The organism is Mesorhizobium sp. FG116 (assembly GCF_057809835.1).
In genome coordinates, this window is the sequence record NZ_JBMDKS010000019.1 from 18,853 (window position 1) to 37,554 (window position 18,702).

Annotated in this window: 17 protein-coding genes and 1 riboswitch; of the genes, 9 read left to right on the plus strand and 8 right to left on the minus strand. The window is 62.6% G+C overall.

Annotated elements, in window-relative coordinates:
- Positions 1 to 59: 59 nt before the first annotated feature.
- Both carA and ACODTY_RS15400 read right to left on the minus strand, forming a co-directional pair.
- A complete protein-coding gene (gene carA, locus ACODTY_RS15395) occupies positions 60 to 1,262 on the minus strand; it encodes a glutamine-hydrolyzing carbamoyl-phosphate synthase small subunit (protein WP_488995090.1) in 1,203 nt (400 codons plus the stop codon).
- 207 nt (positions 1,263 to 1,469) lie between these two features.
- The gene (locus ACODTY_RS15400; RefSeq protein WP_488995091.1) at positions 1,470 to 1,913 is read right to left on the minus strand and encodes an SRPBCC family protein; all 444 of its coding nucleotides are present in this window, start codon (positions 1,911 to 1,913) and stop codon (positions 1,470 to 1,472) included.
- 254 nt (positions 1,914 to 2,167) lie between these two features.
- Between ACODTY_RS15400 and ACODTY_RS15405 the strand changes: the two genes are divergently transcribed.
- Both ACODTY_RS15405 and ACODTY_RS15410 read left to right on the plus strand, forming a co-directional pair.
- Positions 2,168 to 2,623 (plus strand): GatB/YqeY domain-containing protein, encoded by a 456-nt coding sequence (locus tag ACODTY_RS15405; protein ID WP_488995092.1) that lies wholly within the window; start codon positions 2,168 to 2,170, stop codon positions 2,621 to 2,623.
- A 45-nt stretch (positions 2,624 to 2,668) separates the two neighbouring features.
- Complete coding sequence (locus tag ACODTY_RS15410; protein WP_488995093.1) at positions 2,669 to 3,133, plus strand: pyridoxamine 5'-phosphate oxidase family protein; 465 nt, start codon at positions 2,669 to 2,671, stop codon at positions 3,131 to 3,133.
- Between the two features lie 68 nt (positions 3,134 to 3,201).
- Here the strand turns inward: ACODTY_RS15410 and ACODTY_RS15415 are convergent, their stop codons facing one another.
- The 4 genes from ACODTY_RS15415 to ACODTY_RS15430 form a co-directional block, all read right to left on the minus strand.
- A complete protein-coding gene (locus ACODTY_RS15415) occupies positions 3,202 to 3,735 on the minus strand; it encodes an SRPBCC family protein (RefSeq protein ID WP_488995094.1) in 534 nt (177 codons plus the stop codon).
- The gene (locus ACODTY_RS15420) at positions 3,732 to 4,127 is read right to left on the minus strand and encodes an ArsR/SmtB family transcription factor (RefSeq protein WP_488995095.1); all 396 of its coding nucleotides are present in this window, start codon (positions 4,125 to 4,127) and stop codon (positions 3,732 to 3,734) included. Before ACODTY_RS15420 ends, ACODTY_RS15415 begins: the two co-directional genes overlap by 4 nt.
- A 120-nt stretch (positions 4,128 to 4,247) precedes the next feature.
- A complete protein-coding gene (locus ACODTY_RS15425; protein ID WP_488995096.1) occupies positions 4,248 to 5,141 on the minus strand; it encodes an NAD(P)/FAD-dependent oxidoreductase in 894 nt (297 codons plus the stop codon).
- Positions 5,131 to 5,598, minus strand: coding sequence for an Rrf2 family transcriptional regulator (locus ACODTY_RS15430; RefSeq protein WP_488995097.1), 468 nt, complete (start codon positions 5,596 to 5,598; stop codon positions 5,131 to 5,133). The genes ACODTY_RS15425 and ACODTY_RS15430 overlap by 11 nt, the downstream gene beginning before the upstream one ends.
- A gap of 189 nt (positions 5,599 to 5,787) precedes the next feature.
- Positions 5,788 to 5,995: riboswitch (cobalamin riboswitch) on the plus strand.
- A 112-nt stretch (positions 5,996 to 6,107) separates the two neighbouring features.
- Between ACODTY_RS15430 and ACODTY_RS15435 the strand changes: the two genes are divergently transcribed.
- The 4 genes from ACODTY_RS15435 to ACODTY_RS15450 all read left to right on the plus strand — a co-directional run bounded on the left by ACODTY_RS15435 (position 6,108) and on the right by ACODTY_RS15450 (position 10,412).
- Complete coding sequence (locus tag ACODTY_RS15435) at positions 6,108 to 7,370, plus strand: aromatic ring-hydroxylating oxygenase subunit alpha (RefSeq protein ID WP_488995098.1); 1,263 nt, start codon at positions 6,108 to 6,110, stop codon at positions 7,368 to 7,370.
- A 19-nt stretch (positions 7,371 to 7,389) separates the two neighbouring features.
- Positions 7,390 to 8,493: an FAD-binding oxidoreductase gene (locus ACODTY_RS15440; RefSeq protein ID WP_488995165.1), complete on the plus strand. Its 1,104-nt coding sequence runs from the start codon at positions 7,390 to 7,392 to the stop codon at positions 8,491 to 8,493.
- Positions 8,494 to 8,495: 2 nt separating this feature from the next.
- Entirely contained in the window at positions 8,496 to 8,729 is a 234-nt protein-coding gene (locus ACODTY_RS15445; RefSeq protein ID WP_488995099.1) for a hypothetical protein, read from the plus strand.
- A gap of 135 nt (positions 8,730 to 8,864) precedes the next feature.
- The gene (locus tag ACODTY_RS15450; RefSeq protein WP_488995100.1) at positions 8,865 to 10,412 is read left to right on the plus strand and encodes a WD40 repeat domain-containing protein; all 1,548 of its coding nucleotides are present in this window, start codon (positions 8,865 to 8,867) and stop codon (positions 10,410 to 10,412) included.
- Between the two features lie 6 nt (positions 10,413 to 10,418).
- Here ACODTY_RS15450 and ACODTY_RS15455 read toward each other — a convergent pair whose 3' ends face one another.
- A complete protein-coding gene (locus tag ACODTY_RS15455) occupies positions 10,419 to 11,603 on the minus strand; it encodes an MFS transporter (RefSeq protein ID WP_488995101.1) in 1,185 nt (394 codons plus the stop codon).
- Positions 11,604 to 11,695: 92 nt separating this feature from the next.
- A complete protein-coding gene (locus ACODTY_RS15460; RefSeq protein ID WP_488995102.1) occupies positions 11,696 to 13,360 on the minus strand; it encodes a Na/Pi cotransporter family protein in 1,665 nt (554 codons plus the stop codon).
- Between the two features lie 394 nt (positions 13,361 to 13,754).
- Here ACODTY_RS15460 and ACODTY_RS15465 point away from each other — a divergent pair, with 394 nt between their 5' ends.
- From ACODTY_RS15465 to rpoD, 3 genes are all read left to right on the plus strand, one after another.
- A complete protein-coding gene (locus tag ACODTY_RS15465) occupies positions 13,755 to 14,135 on the plus strand; it encodes an RcnB family protein (RefSeq protein ID WP_488995103.1) in 381 nt (126 codons plus the stop codon).
- 141 nt (positions 14,136 to 14,276) lie between these two features.
- On the plus strand, positions 14,277 to 16,214 hold the full coding sequence (dnaG, locus tag ACODTY_RS15470) for a DNA primase (RefSeq protein WP_488995104.1): 1,938 nt from the start codon (positions 14,277 to 14,279) through the stop codon (positions 16,212 to 16,214).
- A 325-nt stretch (positions 16,215 to 16,539) separates the two neighbouring features.
- On the plus strand, positions 16,540 to 18,564 hold the full coding sequence (rpoD, locus tag ACODTY_RS15475) for an RNA polymerase sigma factor RpoD (RefSeq protein WP_488995105.1): 2,025 nt from the start codon (positions 16,540 to 16,542) through the stop codon (positions 18,562 to 18,564).
- Positions 18,565 to 18,702: the final 138 nt, after the last annotated feature.

The following is an 18,702-nucleotide window of genomic DNA, read 5'->3' on the forward strand; positions in this document are numbered from 1 at the left end:
GTTGTGCCGCCCCTCATCCGGCTGCCGCCACCTTCTCCCCGTGAAAGGGGAGAAGGAAGCTACGCGCGCTCTGCCAATGCGGGTTGCCCCTGCCGCTCGCGAACAAGATTGGCGAAGCGGCGGAAGAGGTAGTGCGAATCCTGCGGGCCGGGCGAGGCTTCCGGGTGATGCTGGACGGAGAACACCGGGCGGCCGGTGAGCGCGATGCCGCAGTTCGAGCCGTCGAACAGCGAGACGTGGGTTTCCTCGACGCCAGCGGGCAGCGAATCCGCATCGACCGCAAAACCGTGGTTCATCGACACGATCTCGACCTTGCCGGTGGTGTGGTCCTTGACTGGATGGTTTGCGCCGTGGTGGCCCTGGTGCATCTTCTCGGTTTTGCCGCCGAGCGCCAGCGCCAGCATCTGGTGGCCGAGGCAGATGCCGAAGATCGGGATTTCGGTGTCGAGCAGGTCCTGGATGATCGGCACGGCATATTCGCCGGTGGCGGCCGGGTCGCCGGGACCATTGGACAGGAAGATGCCGTCCGGCTGCATGGCGAGGATTTCCTTTGCCTCGGTCTTGGCCGGCACAACGGTGACCTTGGCGCCGAGACCGGCCAGAAGGCGCAGGATGTTGCGCTTCACGCCGTAATCGACGGCGACGACGTGCATGGTGGGCTCGGCCTGTTCGCCATAGCCTTCGTTCCACACCCACGGCGTCTCGTTCCATACGGACGATTGGCCCGAGGTGACTTCCTTGGCGAGGTCGAGGCCGACGAGGCCCGACCATGCGGCGGCGCGGCGCTTCAGATCCTCGACGTCGAACCTGCCGTCTGGATGATGGGCGATGACGGCGTTGGCGAGGCCCTTTTCGCGGATAAGGGAGGTCAGCGCGCGCGTGTCGATGCCCGAAAGTGCGACGATGCCGCGCCGCTTCAGCCACTGGTCGAGATGGCTGACGGCGCGATAGTTGGACGGGTTGGTGGCATCGGCCTTGAATACGGCACCGACCGCGCCGGCGCGTGCGGCCGGATGCAGGTCCTCGATGTCTTCGTCATTGGTGCCGATATTGCCGATGTGGGGGAAGGTGAAGGTGACGATCTGGCCGGCATAGGAGGGATCGGTGAGGATTTCCTGGTAGCCGGTGAGTGCGGTGTTGAAGCAGACTTCCGCGACAGCTTCGCCGGTTGCGCCAAGGCCGCGCCCTTCGATCACCGTTCCGTCGGCGAGAACGAGCAGGGCGGTCGGTTTTTCCGAGACCCAAGGGGTGGTCGATGCCATGGCGGCGCTCCATCAAATGGCTGCGGGCGAAAGCAATCATTCGCGCAGCAAAAAACGCGCAGCGGCGATGCCGGCAGCTTCCACGCGTATTCAAAAGTGCGGTTGCAAGGCCTTCACATAGGGGAAGGCGGGCGCAGGGTCAATCGCTGCATCCCGCCTTTACCTTGCCTAATCCATGGCTGGGACTTCTGATCGCCGGCCGGAGCTTTATTGGGTGATCTCGGGCTCGACCAGCCTTGCCAGATTGCGCAGCGATTCCTGCCAGCCGAGATAGCAGGCTTCGGCTGGGATCAGATCGGGTATGCCGGCCTGCTCGATGTTCAGCTCGGTGCCGCAGGAGACTTTCTTCAGCTTGACCGTAACCTGCATTTCGCCCGGCAGGTTTGGATCATCGAACTTGTCGGTGTAGCGCAGGCGCTCACCCGGAACGAGCTCCTTATACTCGCCGCCGAAGGAATGGCTGTCGCCGGTAGTGAAGTTGCGGAACGACATCCTGAACGTGCCGCCGACTTTTGGTTCCAGACTATGGACGGTACAGGCAAAGCCGTTCGGCGGCAGCCACTTGGCAAGGGCGTCGGCCTCGATGAAGGCGCGGTAGTGCTTTTCCGGCGAGGTTGTCAGGACGCGGTGCAGGTGGATGGTGCTGGGCATGTCGTTCATCCTTTTTGTCAGCTTCTATAACTGTTTTCGCATGGGCTGGTTTCATTTGCGGATGGTGACGTCCCGCAAAATGCCGTTCCAGCCCCAAGGACGAAAGAGGATCGCCCGACCCGACAAGTTGTCGTGATTTTCCACCCTGGCCGTCCTTCATGCCAACACCGCATGATGCTTCGCCTACTTGAGATTCCAGCCAGAATGCCATTTATCGGTGCCAGTTTTAAATCATGTACGCACAGTGAAGGACAATGGCCATGCGCGAACGGCTGAGCGACGAAGTGAAGACCGCGATGAAGGGCGGCGACAAGGCGCGCCTTTCGACGCTGAGGCTGATGCAGGCTGCGATCAAGGATCGCGACATCGCCAATCGCGGCGCGGGCAAGGACGCCGCCAGCGACGACGAGATCGCGCAACTGCTGGCCAAGATGGTCAAGCAGCGCGAAGATTCGGCCAAGGCGTTCGACGATGGCAACCGGCCCGAACTCGCCGCCAAGGAGCGCGAGGAGATCGTGGTCATCCGCGACTTCATGCCGAAGCAGCTCGACCAGGCGGAAACGGAAGCCGCCATCCGTGCCGCGATTGCCGAGACCGGCGCGGCAGGCGTCAAGGACATGGGCAAGGTGATGGCCGCGCTGCGCGAGAAATATGCCGGGCAGATGGATTTCGGCAAGGCAAGCGGGCTGATCAAGGGCTTGCTGGGGTAGGGCGGAGTGCTTCTACTCGGCCTTGAAACGCTCTAACATCTTGCGATGACGGAATTCGACCCGGAAGATGTGCTGTCTCGACCGCTGATGGCGAATTTGGCGACGGTAAGCGCCGATGGTGCGCCGCGAAATGCGCCGGTGTGGTTCATCTGGGAAGAGGGCGCCATCTGGCTCCTCGGCTCTTCGGACGGGAGCGCGGTGAAATGCCTTGAACGCGAGCCGCGTTGCGCGGTGGAAATCGTCCACTTCGACGCCGAAGCCGGCATATTGCTGCATCTGGGCTTGCGCGGTCGCGCCACCATAGAGCCGATGGCGCCGGACCGTTTCAGGCGGCTGCTCAACAAATATCTCGGTCCGGAGGCGGACTGGAACGCGTGGTTCATCGACAATGTGGCCGAGATCGATCATCCGGATGGCCGCATGATCAGGCTTGTCCCGGCGAGTATCTTCACCAACAACGTATCGTTTTTCAGGACAGGCCCTGAACTTGCGTGGCCGCCGAAGCGGTGAGCTTTCGAGCGATTTTCAGATGAAGCACGACCGGGCGTCGAAACGCCCGGCCGGTTGGCCTGCCGGTTTCAGGCCGGAAGGCGCTTGTCGTAATCCTTCTTGAGACGGGCCCAGCCATCCCAGAACGGCTGCGGTTCCTCGCCTCTTGCCCGGGCGACAAGAATATCCAGATGCATGTGCCAGCCGGCGCTAACGTTGAGCAGGATGGAGCGCTCGGGAATCCGGTGGTGGGTGAGCGTCAGCAGGACCTCCTTGCCTTGCTCCTTCAATTCGAAGGTGACGCCGCCGGTGCTGCCCCAGGTGATCGCCAGTTTATGCGGGGGATCGAGTTCGGTGATCTGGCACTGCATGCGGTGATCTTCGGGGAAATTCGGCGGACGCTGGCCGGGTGGATTGGTCAGTTCGTCGTTGCGCCAGACGAAATCGACCGTGGAGCCGACCTTCATCTGCATGTCGCCCGACGCCAGCCATTTGCGGCGCAGGTCGCTCTCGGTGAGGTAGGCCCAGACGCGTTCGATCGGGCCGGGCAAAAGGCGTTCGATCTTCAATGTGGCGGGCTCGGTGAGCACGCCATAGGAACCCACAGTGGCAAGTTCGGTCATCGGTCGTCTCCTTTCGTGTCATCTCTGTTTGGTGAGGGGTTTTGAGTGGTAGGGGATTTGAGCGCGTCTTCCTTGCGCAGCAGTTCCTCAAGCGCATCAAGGCGGCCGGTCCAGAAGCGCTGGTAATGGCTCAGCCACTCATGCGCGCTGGCGAGAGGGCCGGGTTCGAGGCGGCAGAAATGCGTGCGCCCGCGAACCTCGCGGCGAATGAGGCCGGCATTTTCCAGCGCCTTGATGTGCTTGGACGCGGCGGCGAGGGAAATGGAAAAAGGCTCGGCCAACTGGCTGACCGTGCGTTCGCCCGAGGCGAGGTCGCTCAGCATATGACGACGCGTGGCATCGCCAAGGGCGTGGAAGATGGTGTCGAGCTGGGGTGCGAATAATTCAACCATGCGGTTGAATATCTGCCTGTCGAAAATGAAAGTCAACCGATTGGTTGAATATTTTTCGAAATGAATGAAGGGCAGGGGTTCGGGCCGAGTTCGGCTCGGCTCGAAATGGCCTTGTGTGAGTTAGAAAACCAAAGAGCGATGGGCGGAAACGCCCGCAGTGACGCCATCGGAACTGGCCCATGTGACGCTGTGTGCGCCGCGCGTGATGTCGCCGGCGGCGAAGATGCCGGGAACGCTGGTTTCCTGCATTGAACTGGTGCGGATGACGGTGCCGACAGGGTTCGTGTCCATGACGCAACCGAGTTGTGTGGCGATGTCGCTGTTCAAGTGGTTCTGCGGAGCGACGTAGAGCGCGTCGAGGGTGGCAAGCCTGCCGTCGGCAAGCTCGATGGCGGAGAGGCTTGTTCCGTCGCCGTGCAGGGCTGTAACTCTGGTGGGCTCAATGACGACGCCGCGTTTTTCCAGTTCGGCAAGCGTGGCGCTGTCGGGCAGGGAGGCGCCGTTGAGGTAAAGGGTCGTCGGTCCCCATTCGGCAATCAGCATCGCCTGATGCAGCGACTTCTCCGAGGAGTACAGCACGCCGAGGCGCTGGTTGCTGAATTCATAGCCGTGGCAATAGGGGCAATGGATGACGCTGTTGCCCCAACGCTCAGCGATGCCGGGAACATCGGGCAGCTCGTCCGAGATGCCGAAGGCAAGTACCAGCCTGCGGCCTGAAAGGGTTTCGCCGGTCGCCAATTCAACCGAGAAGCCGTCAGTCTGCCCGCTGGCGCGGGTGGCCTTGGCATTGACGAAGGTGGTTGTTGGATAGGCTGCGACCTGTGAGCGGGCGGTGGCGAGCACTGCGCCCGGATTGCTGCCGTCTTGCGCGAGGAAGCCGTGCGAGTGGGCGGCGAAGCGGTTGCGCGGCGCACCGGTGTCGACAATGGCGACCGAGCGGCGCGCGCGGGCGAGATAGGTTGCAGCGGACAGGCCGGCAAAGCTGCCGCCGATGACGATGGCATCATGAAGCATGAATGGTCTCCAGATCGTGGGATGCGCCGCCTCTGGCGAGCATGCGGCGGTGGAAGTCCGCGCTGAGGGCGGCGAGGGTGACTTCGCCGAAGCGGGCAAGCAGGAACGCTTCGGCGTCGTCGAAAGCCTTGCTGAGCGCGGCGTTGACGGATTGTTCGACGAGACAGCCGGGCGCTTCGGTGCGGTTGCCCATGGCAAGCAGGGAGGGATCGCCGAGCGCATGATAGATGTCGCGCAGGGTTACCTTTGACAGGTCGCAGGCAATGGACCAGCCGCCGCCGTGGCCCTTTTCGGACTGGACGTAACCTTGATCGCGCAGGCCGGCCATGATGCGGCGAATGACGACCGGGTTGGTGGTCATCGCCTTGGCGAGTGTCTCGGAAGTGACGGGGTGGCGGTGTTCGGCCATGTGCAGGAGGACATGGAGCACGCCGGAAAGTCTGCTGTCTCGTTTCATGTAACTTCATATGTTTCATGATTTGGATTATTTCAAGACCGAGGCTGAGTCTTTTTTCCAACTGCGATTCGGATGGGGCGAAGGCACCTGAGGATCATCTGCGCGCAGATGCGCCTCGATGGTTCGTTGATATCGCCTTTGCGCCAGAGCGATGTCGCATTCGTGGACTCGGTGGACCGGCGTTCATGGTCTGATGAAACCGTTCAAGGTGCCGCTTCGGTTTTGGCTGAAGCGGATAATTGGGAAGCCGGTTTGATGCCGGCGCTGCCCCCGCAACGGTAGCGGAGTTGAAAGTCCCGACGGATGCCACTGGATCTGATGATCCGGGAAGGTGTCGGGATGGTCCTGCAAGGGACGGCTCCGAAGCCCGGAAACCAGCCTTGGACTGTTTAACCTGACTGATCGCGGTGGGCGGTCGAGAGGCAGAGCGGTTCGGGCAAGATGCGCCTGCGCCCATCTACCCCTGAAATCACCACCAGTTCAGTCCTTGTGCCTTTGCGAGGACGGACATGGACATACGCACCGGTGACGCACGTAACGAAATGCTGAGGCTGATCTGCAGCAGGCGGAAGGGTTTCAGCCTGGAGCAGCCTTTTTATAACGATCCTGAATTCTTCCGGCTGGACATGGAAATGATCTGGTACCGGGACTGGCTGTTCGTTGGCCATGACTGCGAGATCGCCAAGCCCGGCAGCTTCTTCACGGTGCAGGTGGGCGATTACCCGGTGGTGGTGGTGCGCGGCCGCGACGGCGTGATCCGCGCCCTGCACAATTCATGCCGGCATCGCGGCAGCCGGGTGTGCAACACGCACAAAGGCACGGCGGCTCGTCTTGTGTGCCCCTATCACCAGTGGACCTACGATCTCGACGGCTCGCTGGTATTCGCGCGGCAGATGGCCGATGGATTTTGTAAGGAAGACTTTGGGCTGAAGCCGGTCGCCTGCGAAAGCGTCGCCGGCTACATCTTCATTTGCCTGGCGGAGAAGCCGGCGGATTTCCGGCCCTTCCGGGCGATGATGGAGCCCTATTTCGCGCCGCATAATCTCGTCGATGCCAAGGTCGCGCACGAGACGACCATTGTGGAGAAGGGCAACTGGAAGCTGGTGTGGGAGAACAACCGCGAGTGCTATCACTGCGCGGGCAACCATCCGGAGCTTTGCAAGACTTTCCCCGAAGCGCCGACTGTGACCGGCGTCAACGGCGCGGAAAGCGACCCGGAAATGCTGGAACATTGGGCCAAATGCGAGGCGGCTGGTCTGCCGGCGCGTTTCCGGATTGACCCGGACGACCAGTATCGCGCCACGCGCGCGCCGCTGCTTCGGGATGCGGTGAGCTATACGACAAGCGGCAGGCCGGCGGTGCGCCGGCATCTTTCAGATGCTGTGAGAGCGGACCGCATCGGGACGCTGATGCTTTACCACTACCCGACCACCTGGAACCACGTGCTGATCGACCACGCCATTACCTTCCGCGTCATTCCGCTCAGCGCCACCGAGACGGCGGTGACGACGAAGTGGCTGGTGCACAAGGACGCGGTCGAGGGTGCCGACTACGATCTGGCCGAGCTCATCCATGTGTGGACCGAGACCAATGACGAGGATCGCCGCATCGTCGAGGAGAATGCGTTCGGCATCAAGTCGCCGGCCTATGAGCCGGGGCCGTATTCGGAACTGCATGAAGGCGGCGTGATCCAGTTCCTCGACTGGTATGCGGGCTTCATCGAGCCGCGGCTGGCGGGCGGCGTCGAGCCTACGCTGCGCAACGTGGCGTGACGAGGCAGCCATGAACGCCATGACCGATCTCAATCTCTATCGCCATCTCGACGAGATGACGCCGTGGAACGACCGGCTGCAGGTGCTGGAAGTGATCGGCATCGTCGACGAAGCGCCGGACGTGAAGACCTTCGTCTTCCGCTCCGACGCGCAGACATGGTTCCGCTACAAGCCCGGCCAGTTCGTCACGCTGGAACTGCCGGTGGGCGACGAGCCGGTGATGCGCACCTATACACTGTCGTCGTCGCCGTCGCGGCCGTTTTCGATTGCCGTGACGGTGAAGGCGCAGGCGGGCAGCATCGGCACGCGCTGGATGTTCGATCACCTCAAGGTTGGCGCGCGGGTGAAGGCCTTCGGGCCGGCGGGTGACTTCTCGCACCACGTCTATCCGGCGGCGAAGTATATGTTCGTCTCGGCAGGCTCCGGCATCACGCCGATGATGTCGATGCTGCGCTGGCTGAACGACTGCGCGCCATGGACGGACGTTTCCTTCGTCAACTGCGCGCGGCGGCCGGAAGAGATCATTTTCCGCAAGGAACTGGAACTTTTAGGCAGCCGCATGCCGGGGCTGAACCTCGGCTTCCTGATCGAGGAACGGTCGAGCCGCGAAAGCTGGTTTGGCCATATGGGACGCATCGACGCCGTGCGCCTGCCGCTCCTCGCGCCCGACTTCCGCGAACGCGAGGTGTTCTGCTGCGGGCCGGAACCGTTCATGCGCGCCGTGCGCGAGATGCTGGAAACGTCCGGCTTCGACATGCAGCACTACCACGAGGAAAGCTTCGGCAAGCCGGTCGTTGCGCCGGTGCCGGCGCCGTTTGCCGATGATGCGTCACCAAGCGCTGGGATAGCGCCGTCGCAGGAGGCTGTGGCGATCCGTTTCGGCGCTTCCGATGTTGAGGCCGAGTGTCTGCCGGGCCAGACGGTGTTGCAGGCGGCGCGGGCCGCTGGTGTCAGGATTTCAGCCGCCTGCGAGTTCGGACTCTGCGGCACATGCAAGGTCAAGAAGACGTCGGGCGAGGTTGAGATGAGCCACAATGGCGGCATCCTCGATGACGAGATCGCGGAAGGCTACATCCTGGCCTGCTGCTCCAAACCACTCAGTTCAATCGAAATCGAGGCTTAGGCATGGGAACCTACATGCGACCGGACATGTTCAAGGGCAGGGCGGAGCGAGCGCCCGCCTGGCCTTCGCCGAAGACCCAGCCTGAGGACGTGTTCCTTGCCTGGCTGCTTGAACTTCCGCACGGTGCCGATGTGAAGGCGGCGGCTGAGCGTGAAGTGGCTAGGCTCGACCGGGCTTCCGCGTCGCCTGCCATAAGGCGGCTGCTCGAACTGATGCGTGAAGCGGCCAAGGGCTGAAGCGCGGGCAAAAAATTCACGAGGTTCGCAATGGTTTGTTCCTCCCCGGCTGACTGACCCGGCCAGACTATCGGCAAAGCTGCGGTTTTGTGCGAAACTGGCCGGGTCGTGACGAGCCTGGGGGAGGCCAAGAGCGTGATCAGGCTTGTTGACCGGCTCTTTGCGATCCTGCTCCTGATCGCCGCGCTGCTTTGCTTCCATCGTCTTTATCTGGCGTTGACCGGCGAAGGCGTCGGCGGAACCGCCATGGCCGGTGACGGCAGTCTGCCGATGGTGCGGATTGCCCTGTTTCTGGTGGGCGGACTTGCGTCAATCATCGGCGCATGGCGGCTTTGGAATTTCGATGAAGATCGCGCAGCGCGGTCGTCGCCTGCGCCGCTGTTCGGCAGGGATGCCGTGGCTCGTCCTGAACAATCGTCATGGGCGCGCCGGCTTCTCTACGCCTTGCCGCTGATCGCCTTCGTAGTGATCCTCGCGGACCAACCGGCCCAAGGACCCATCCCAGAAGCCAACACGGAAGCGGCGAATGACGGCACCGTTGCCGCGCCCGATGCGGCTCTTCCCGCACCTGTGCAAACTGAACAGCCAGCGCCGCAGCCTGCGGCACCTGTAGAAAAGCAGGCGGAAGAAGCATGGCCGCAGTTTTCGCCTGCGCCGGATCTCGCCCAGCCGCCGCGCATTGCCGCGGAACCGGCACCCGCGCCGGTCGAGACGGCTCAACAGCCTGAGCCGCCGCAGACGACAGCGCCATTGCCAAAGGCAGAGGCACCTCAGCCAGCACAGGCTGATGGACACCATGATGCGGTTGTGTGGCTGGCCGTTTCGCCGGACCGCCATTTCCTGATGAGCGCCAGCACCGACCGCACGATCAAGCTTTGGGATCTTGAAGGTAAACGGCTGGCCAAGACGCTTGGCGTTCACAAGGACATGGCGCGCGCGGCGCTGTTCATGCCCGATGGCAAGCGCGGGCTGACAGCCGGCGACGACGGCGAGATCGTGCTGCGGTCCATCGAGGATGGTGCGGTGCTGCACGTGTTTTCGGCCGGCGAGAATGGCGGCGCGAACAAGCTGGCGCTTTCGCCGGACGGAAAACGCGCTGTCAGCGGGCACGATACGGGAACGGTGATCGTCTGGGACATCGACGCCGGCAGGGTGTTGCACGTGCTTTCAGGGCATTCGTGGTCGATTTCTTCGGTTGCGATTTCACCGGATGGGACAAAGGCCGTCAGTGGCAGCATCGACGGCCTGCTCAACCTTTGGGACATTGACGAGGGCCGCCTGATACGGACGTGGCAAGGGCATGAGCGCGGCACTTACGGCGCGGCGTTCACCGCTGACGGCAGCAAGCTGGTGACGGGCAGCGGCGACTACACGATCAAGCTTTGGGACGTGGCCTCCGGCGATCAACTGCGCCAGTTCAACGGGCATTCGGGAACGGTTTATGCGCTGGTGCTGTCCGAGGACGGCAAGCGCATATTGAGCTGTTCACTCGATGGCACGGCGCGCATCTGGGACATGGAAACCGGTCGCGAGGTGATGCAGTTTGTCGGCAGGGCATCGCTCTATTCGGTGGCCTTCGCGCCGGACGGCTCGGTGCTGACCGGCGGCAAGGATCGCGCGATCCGGACGTGGCCGGCTGGCGGCGGCAGTTCGACGGTGTTGTTCGCCGGCGCGCGCGACTGAAACGCCTTATTCGGCAGGCGCAGGCAACGGCGGCGTCTGGTTGCGTTGGCGCTCAACCACGTAGGAAAGCGCTGCAACCGCGACGGCGACCAGCATGGCGACGGTGCCGAGCAGGGGCAGGGCGCGGTAGCCATAGCCTGCGTTGAGAACGGCAGCGCCCAACGACGCCGCGATGGCAATGCCGATGTTGAAGCCGGACGGGATAAGCGAGGAGGCAAGGCCCGATGCATCCGCCGTCCACGACAGGATGCGGGTCTGGATCGGCGTGCCGATGGCGAAGTTGAGGCCGCCCCAAACGGTGATCGCCGCGATCATCGGCAGCGGATAGGGGCTGGCTGCGTAGATGGCCCCGAGCATGAGCGCCTGCATGGCGAGCAGCGTGATCAGGGATGGCATCAGCTTCCAGTCTGCGAGCCGCCCGCCGATGAAGACGCCGATGGTTGCGCCGACGCCGTTGAGGAGAAGCACCCACGGCACCCACGCCTCGCTCAATCCGGTGACTTCCTGCAACATGGGCGCGATGTAGGTGAACGGCCCGAACTGGCCGATCATGAGCATCAGCATGATGATGAGCGAGGTCCAGACCTGCTGACGCCCGAGCGCGCGCACTTCATGGAGCAGGCCGGGTTTTTGAGCGGCAGCGCCAGTCGTTGCAGGAACCAGCGCGGCAATGGCGGTAATGGCAAAGACGCCGAGGCCGCCCATGACCCAGAAGGTGGCGCGCCAACCCCAGATGTTGCCGATGGCGGTGCCCGCCGGAACGCCGATGACGTTTGAAACGGTAAGGCCGGCAAGGATAAGCGCTACGGCCATGCCGCGCTGGTCTTCCCGCACCAACCCGACGGCCACGACCATGGCGACGCCGAAATACGCGCCGTGCCCAACGGCAATCGCGACACGCAACGCCAGCATGGAGGCAAAGTCGGGGGCAAGTGCGCAGGCAACCTGACCGAGTGTGAACAGGATCGTCAGTCCGAGAAGCAGCGTCTTGCGCGAAAGGCCATGCGTGGCGAGCGTGAGCAGCGGCCCGCCAATGGCGATGCCCAGCGCATAGCCGGAGACCAGATAGCCGGCGGACGGAACCGATACGCCGAGGCCGTGCGCGACCTGCGGCAGCACGCCGGCAATGACGAATTCGGTGGTTCCGAACGCGAAGGCCGCGATGAACAGGGCAATCAGCGGTAGCGGCATGGGCACCTCTTGGGAGGGCGTGTCAAACCACGGATGCCCGAGGCGGGCAATCCGAAAATTCTTCACGCAGAATCAGATTTCTTGGGCTGAGGTCAGCTTGCCTTGAGGCGCGAGCCGGATAGCAGACCGTGTTCTTCCAGCACCGGATAGGCCATCGAGGCGAGCAGCGAATTGATCTGCTTGAGGTCGCGGATGGTGTCGAGGTGGATCGAACTGGTTTCGATCGACTTCGGCGTGCCGTCGCGCAGGCGCAGGAAATGCTTCTGGCTGGTTTCCTTCTCGAAGTCGCGCAGGCGGTCCTTTTCCAGCACGAGCTGACGCGCCGTTTCGGAATCCCGCGAAACCAGCACGTTGAAGGACAGGCGGGCGTTGGCGAGCACCGAGGCGTGGAAGGCGCAGAGTTCCTGCCAGCCTTCCGGCGTGAATTCGAGGCCCTTTGCCAGCTTCTTCTGAACGTGGACCAGCATGTTGCGCACGATGATGTCGCCGACCTGCTCCAGCTTGACGCAGGCGCCGATGAGTTCCTGACAGCGCAGGGCCTGATCTTCGGTCAGAGGATTTCTGGTGAGCTTGGCAAGATAGATCTTGATGGCCGCGTGGCGGGCGTCGACGCGATCGTCAAGGGCGGCGAGCGCCTTGATCTTGTCTTCGTCGGCGTCCTCGTAAAGTTCGATGATGCGCTTCAGCATGATCTCGACCGTCTCGCACACGCGCACCACTTCGCGCGTGGCGTTGCCGAGCGCCTGCGTGGGGTTGGACAGCGCCGCCTCGTTCAAGGCCGACAGTTCCGCCACCTGCAGGGCATCCGCCGATTCGGGCTTGGCGCCGAGCGCGACGATCTTTTCCGACGCCTTGTAGACCAGACCTGCCAGCGGCAGGCCGGCGAGCAGGATGATGACGTTGAACAGGATGTGCGCGTTGACGATCTGGTCGGAGGCGGTTGCGCCGAGGAAGGCAACGTCCGGCCGGAAGCTCATGAAAAGTATGAGCATGACGACGGATCCGACGCCGCGCATCAACAGGTTGCCGACGGGCACCACGCGCACGCCGGGCTCGGCGTTGCGGGTGAGCATCGGAGCGATGACCGATGAGCCGAGGTTGACGCCCAGGACCAGCACGACGCCGAGTTCAGGCGTAATGAGGCCGCGCCCGGCGAGCGTGGCCATCAAGAGGACGGACGCGATGCTCGACTGGAAAAGCCATGTGATCAGCGCGGCAAGCAGATAGGCCGTGACCGAATCGCCGGAGAAATAGTTGATGATGATCGGCATCAGCGCGCTTTCGCGCAGCGGCTCGGAGGCCTGGCCGATCATTTCCAGCGACAGGATGAGCAGGCCGATGCCGACGAGGATGCGGCCGATCTGGCGCCAGTCGCGCCGTTCCGTGGCCATGAACATGAAGGTGCCGGCGATCAGGCAAAGCGGTACGAGCAAAGTGAGATCATAGGTGAGCAGCTTGGCGACAAGCGCCGAGCCGATTTCGGCACCGCGCACGGCAAGCTGGCCGGCAAGGCCGGAGACGATGCCGGCACCGGCAAACGAGCCGACCAGAAGGGTGACGGCGGTGGAGCTTTGCAAGGCGATGGCGAGCGCCGTGCCGGCGAGCACGGCCATGATCGGGTTGCGCATGGTGGCGCGCAGCTTGTGGCGCAGAACGTCGCCATAGGCGCGCTCGACGCCTGTCTTGACCAGACGGGTGGCGAACAGCATGAGCGCGACAGCACCGGCCAGATGGATGAGAACGACCGAGCCGCTCATGCCTGCATGTTCCCCGACGAGGATGCCAGGGCGGGGACCGCGCGCGCCAACGCCGGATGCCGCGAACAAGCGGCCACGGAGGTCGTGCAGGCTAGGGTGCGAATCAGGTTCATGGGCCGGCTCATAGCATAGCTCTCGACATTAGCCGGATAATAAAATTTGTCCATCGCCCCCGCGTTTCTGCGCGACCGATGTGGTCGCGATGAGGCAAGGACGCTTTTTGCGATGCTCTCGGCCGGTTGAACTTGCGGCCTTGCTTGGAAGGTTTCCGAAGTGAATCCGCATTTCGATATAAGCAACGGATATCATTACATATTTGTAATGCGCCTGTTCAGTTTCGGTTCATGCGGCGGCTTCTACTCCTCATGGCGTTGTCAATCGAGGAGTGCCTCCCATGAAACGTATCATCCTCTCCGTTCTCGCTTTTTCCATGCTGGCCGCGACGTCGCTGCAAGGCCAGGCAGCGCCCATGAACATGCCCGCCCAGCCGCAGGGCAACTACGCCCAGGTGGACTGGAAAAAGCCCGTTCACCGCTATGACGAGCGTCGCGTCGAAAAGCGGGTCATCATCAAGAAGCAGAAGGTGGTGAAGCGTCACGACTGGAAGCGCGGCCAGCGTTATGGCGAGTGGCGCCGTCACCAGCCGGTGCGCGACTATCACCGCTATGGCTTGAAGCGGCCGGGCCACGGCCAGGAATGGATCCGGGTCGGCAATGACTACCTGCTGGTCGGCATTGCTTCGGGCATCATCGCCGGCATGATCGTGGCCCGTTAAGACGCGTCTTTATCGATGCGGCAAGGGGCGGCCAGCGGGCCGCCCTTTTCGTTTTGGCCTGTGAAAATCGGGCATGGGCCGGATCGGGAGTCGTCTTGGCGGATGCAGATGGCTATATGAAGTGAAAAGAGCCATTTTCTGATGCGTTTTTCGCCCTCATTTCTCGACGAGATCCGTGACCGCGTGCCGATTTCATCGGTTATCGGCGCGCGTGTTTCGTGGGATCGCAAGAAGACCAACGCGCCGCGGGGCGATTATTGGGCTTGCTGTCCGTTCCATGGCGAGAAATCGCCGTCGTTCCACTGCGAGGACAAGAAGGGGCGCTACCATTGCTTCGGCTGCGGGGTAACGGGAGATCATTTCCGTTTCCTGACAGAACTCGATGGTTTGAGCTTTCCGGAAGCCGTCGAGCGCGTTGCCGACATGGCCGGGGTGCCGATGCCTGTTCGTGACGAGCAGGAGGAGCGGCGCGAGCAGCAGCGCGCCAGCCTGACCGACGTGATGGAAATGGCCACGGCCTTTTTCCAGGATCGGCTGCATGGCAGCGACGGGGCGAAGGCGCGCGCCTATCTGCGCGACCGCGGCCTGACGCCGGCGACGCAGCAGTCGTTCCGCCTGGGTTATGCGCCGGACAGCCGCAATGCGCTGAAGGAACATCTTGCCGCCAAGGGTGTCACCAAGGAGCAGATGGAGGCCTGCGGGCTTACCGTTTTCGAGGGCGTGGCGCTTTCCTACGACCGCTTCCGCGACCGCATCATGTTTCCTATCCCCGATTCACGCGGCAGAATCATTGCGTTCGGCGGGCGGGCGATGTCATCGGACGTCCCGGCCAAATACCTGAATTCGCCGGAAACGGAACTCTTCCACAAGGGCAACGTGCTCTACAATTTCGCCCGCGCCCGCAAGGCAATGGGCAAAGACGGAACGGTGATCGCGGTAGAAGGCTACATGGACGTGATTGCGCTGGCGCAGGCCGGTTTCGAGAACGTCGTCGCGCCGCTGGGGACCGCGCTGACCGAGAACCAGATGGAACTTCTGTGGCGCATGAACGGCGAGCCCGTGCTGTGCTTCGACGGCGACGGCGCCGGCCTGAAGGCGGCGTGGCGGGCTGCCGATCTGGTGCTGCCGTCGATCCAAGCTGGCAAGACCGCGCGCTTTGCGCTTTTGCCTGAGGGCAAGGACCCGGATGACCTCGTCAAGGCGGACGGGCCGGATGCGTTCCGCGCGGTGCTTGGGGAAGCGCGCCCGCTGGCCGACCTTCTGTGGATGCGCGAGACGGCAGGCGGCGTGTTCGACACGCCGGAGCGGCGGGCAGAACTGGAAAAGACGCTTCGGGAACTGACCAACCGCATCCGCGACGAGAGTGTGCGGTTCCACTACAATCAGGAGATGCGCGACCGCGTGCAGAGTTTCTTCGGCTCGCAGCGCAGCAGGCCGCAGCGAGCCGGGGAGCGGCGCGGGCAGGGCGGAAATTTCGGCGCGCCAGGGGGCGGCCAATGGTCGCGCGGTGGCGCGGGAGGACGCAGTCCGATAAGCGAAAGCCTCGGGCGCTCGGCCCTGTTGAAGCGCGGTGGCGAGGTGATGTCGGTGCGCGAGGCGACGATCATGGTCGCGCTGATCAACCATCCGGCGCTGATCGACGAGAATTTCGAGTATGTCGAGTTCCTGGATCTTGCAAACAGCGACTTGCGCAAGCTTCACGCGGCCTTGCTGGATGCGCTTGCGCACGATCTTGCCAACGAGCGCAATGCGGTGGTGGAGGCGATCGGCCGGGCGGGTTGCACCGACATCTGGGACCGTGCGGTGGGGCTCATCAAGCGCACGCGGCAATGGCCGGCGCTGGAAAGTGCTGCGCTTGAGGACGCGCGCGATGCCTTCAGCCAGGCGCTGCACTTGCACCGCAGCGCGCGAACTCTACATAAGGAGCTGAAGCAGGCCGAAGTTGCGCTGGCTACAGATCCCACGGATGAAAATTACCGGCGACTGGTCGAAATCCAGGCGCAATTCAGGGACGTGCAGGCAACGGAGGCGCTGATCGAGGGATTTGGTGTTTCGTCGGGACGAGTCGGCCGTGTTTAGCCTCTGCGAGGCATATACAGGCATTTGATTCGCTTTTTTGACGCGAATCATGCGACAGGCGCTTGACCTCAAGGCAGAATGACGGAATCAGGTCGATTCGAAAACTTTAGCCCACTGGCGTCGACGACAAAAGCGCAGATGCGAGGGTACCGGTCACTGGACGGATGGAAAACCGACCACAGATATCAGGGTTAATCCAGACTTAACGAGACATGCGGCAACTGTGATGGTGGGGCGCATCGTTCCAGACGAACGCGCCCATGACATTACCCGGTTCGATAGCTTGCCCGGCTTACCAGTAGAGCCGCTTGGAGACATAAAAAGAATGGCGACAAAGGAAAAGGAAGAGGTCGAGACCGAGCGCGAAGGCACAACCGATGGCCCCTTGCTCGACCTTTCCGACGATGCTGTCAAGAAGATGATCAAGGTCGCGAAGAAGCGCGGCTATGTGACCATGGACGAACTGAACGCGGTGCTGCCGTCCGAGGAAGTGACTTCCGAGCAGATCGAAGACACCATGGCCATGCTTTCCGACATGGGCATCAATGTCGTGGAAGACGACGAGCATGGCGAGGAAGCCGAGGGCGAAGGCCAGGCCGACGCCGAAGAAGACGCCAATGAACTGGCCGAGCAGACCGGTACTGCGGTAGCGGCCGTCGCCAAGAAGGAACCGACCGACCGGACCGACGATCCTGTGCGCATGTATCTGCGCGAGATGGGTTCGGTGGAGCTTCTGTCGCGTGAAGGCGAAATCGCGATCGCCAAGCGCATAGAGGCTGGCCGCGAGACGATGATCGCGGGCCTGTGCGAAAGCCCGCTGACCTTCCAGGCCATTATCATCTGGCGCGACGAACTCAACGAAGCCAAGATCCTGCTGCGCGAGATCATCGATCTCGAAGCGACCTATGCCGGCCCCGAGGCCAAGCAGGCGCCGATCGTCGAGCGGGTGGAAGAAGACGCCAAGCCGAAGACCGACGAGAAGCCGCGCCGCGCTTCGCGCGAGGACGAAGACGACATCACCAATGTCGGCGGCGACACGCGCGGGCTGGAAGAAGACGAGGAAGACGAGGACGAGGCGAACCTTTCGCTGGCGGCCATGGAAGCCGAGCTTCGGCCGCAGGTGATGGAGACGCTCGACGTCATCGCCGACACCTACAAGAAGCTGCGCAAGCTGCAGGACCAGCAGGTGGAAAACCGCCTGGCCGCGGCCGGCACGCTGTCGCCCAGCCAGGATCGCCGCCTGAAGGAACTGAAGGACCAGCTCATCAAGGCAGTGAAGTCGCTGTCGCTCAACCAGGCTCGTATCGAATCGCTGGTCGAGCAGCTTTACGACATCAACAAGCGGCTGGTGCAGAACGAGGGCAAGCTGTTGCGCCTGGCTGAAAGCTATGGCGTGCGCCGCGAGGAATTCCTCAAGGAATACCAGGGCTCGGAACTCGACCCCAACTGGATGCGCTCGATCGCCAACCTGACGTCGCGCGGGTGGAAGGAATTCACCAAGAACGAGAAGGACACCATCCGGGACCTTCGCGCCGAAATCCAGAATCTGGCAACGGAAACTGCGATCTCGATCCTCGAGTTCCGCAAGATCGTCAATCAGGTGCAGAAGGGCGAGCGCGAGGCAGCGATTGCCAAGAAGGAAATGGTGGAGGCGAACCTGCGCCTCGTCATCTCCATCGCCAAGAAGTACACCAACCGTGGTTTGCAGTTCCTCGACCTGATCCAGGAAGGCAATATCGGCCTGATGAAGGCCGTGGATAAGTTCGAATACCGGCGCGGCTACAAGTTCTCGACCTATGCGACGTGGTGGATCCGGCAGGCGATTACCCGCTCGATCGCCGACCAGGCGCGCACCATCCGCATTCCGGTGCACATGATCGAGACGATCAACAAGATCGTGCGCACCTCGCGCCAGATGCTGCACGAGATCGGCCGGGAGCCGACGCCGGAGGAACTGGCGGAAAAGCTCGCCATGCCGCTGGAAAAGGTGCGCAAGGTGCTGAAGATCGCCAAGGAGCCGATCTCGCTCGAAACGCCGGTGGGCGACGAAGAGGATTCGCACCTCGGCGATTTCATCGAGGACAAGATGGCGATCCTGCCGATCGATGCGGCGATCCAGGCCAATTTGCGCGAGACGACGACGCGGGTGCTGGCTTCGCTGACGCCGCGCGAAGAGCGCGTGCTGCGCATGCGCTTCGGCATCGGCATGAACACCGACCACACGCTGGAAGAAGTCGGCCAGCAGTTTTCGGTGACGCGCGAACGTATCCGCCAGATCGAAGCCAAGGCGCTGCGCAAGCTCAAGCATCCGAGCCGTTCGCGCAAGCTGAGGAGCTTCCTCGACAGCTAGTCTGCTGTTGACCGCTTGAAGCGAAAAGCCCGGCAAATGCCGGGCTTTTTGCATTTTGAGCCGCCGCATCCGGCGGTTGTGGCGCGGCGGCTTGTCCAGGTTCATAATTGTGGCTGGGGGGCGGTTATTTCCGGCACC

Excerpts from the sequence above, each read along its gene's own strand:
- ACODTY_RS15405 (WP_488995092.1), top strand. The coding sequence starts at position 2,168 with ATGGCCATGCGCGAACGGCTGAGCGACGAAGTGAAGACCGCGATGAAG.
- ACODTY_RS15445 (WP_488995099.1), top strand. The coding sequence starts at position 8,496 with ATGGGAACCTACATGCGACCGGACATGTTCAAGGGCAGGGCGGAGCGA.
- carA (WP_488995090.1), bottom strand. The coding sequence starts at position 1,262 with ATGGCATCGACCACCCCTTGGGTCTCGGAAAAACCGACCGCCCTGCTC.
- ACODTY_RS15400 (WP_488995091.1), bottom strand. The coding sequence starts at position 1,913 with ATGCCCAGCACCATCCACCTGCACCGCGTCCTGACAACCTCGCCGGAA.
- ACODTY_RS15410 (WP_488995093.1), top strand. The coding sequence starts at position 2,669 with ATGACGGAATTCGACCCGGAAGATGTGCTGTCTCGACCGCTGATGGCG.
- ACODTY_RS15465 (WP_488995103.1), top strand. The coding sequence starts at position 13,755 with ATGAAACGTATCATCCTCTCCGTTCTCGCTTTTTCCATGCTGGCCGCG.
- ACODTY_RS15430 (WP_488995097.1), bottom strand. The coding sequence starts at position 5,598 with ATGAAACGAGACAGCAGACTTTCCGGCGTGCTCCATGTCCTCCTGCAC.
- ACODTY_RS15415 (WP_488995094.1), bottom strand. The coding sequence starts at position 3,735 with ATGACCGAACTTGCCACTGTGGGTTCCTATGGCGTGCTCACCGAGCCC.
- ACODTY_RS15435 (WP_488995098.1), top strand. The coding sequence starts at position 6,108 with ATGGACATACGCACCGGTGACGCACGTAACGAAATGCTGAGGCTGATC.
- dnaG (WP_488995104.1), top strand. The coding sequence starts at position 14,277 with ATGCGTTTTTCGCCCTCATTTCTCGACGAGATCCGTGACCGCGTGCCG.
- ACODTY_RS15420 (WP_488995095.1), bottom strand. The coding sequence starts at position 4,127 with ATGGTTGAATTATTCGCACCCCAGCTCGACACCATCTTCCACGCCCTT.
- ACODTY_RS15425 (WP_488995096.1), bottom strand. The coding sequence starts at position 5,141 with ATGCTTCATGATGCCATCGTCATCGGCGGCAGCTTTGCCGGCCTGTCC.
- ACODTY_RS15440 (WP_488995165.1), top strand. The coding sequence starts at position 7,390 with ATGACCGATCTCAATCTCTATCGCCATCTCGACGAGATGACGCCGTGG.
- ACODTY_RS15455 (WP_488995101.1), bottom strand. The coding sequence starts at position 11,603 with ATGCCGCTACCGCTGATTGCCCTGTTCATCGCGGCCTTCGCGTTCGGA.
- rpoD (WP_488995105.1), top strand. The coding sequence starts at position 16,540 with ATGGCGACAAAGGAAAAGGAAGAGGTCGAGACCGAGCGCGAAGGCACA.
- ACODTY_RS15460 (WP_488995102.1), bottom strand. The coding sequence starts at position 13,360 with ATGAGCGGCTCGGTCGTTCTCATCCATCTGGCCGGTGCTGTCGCGCTC.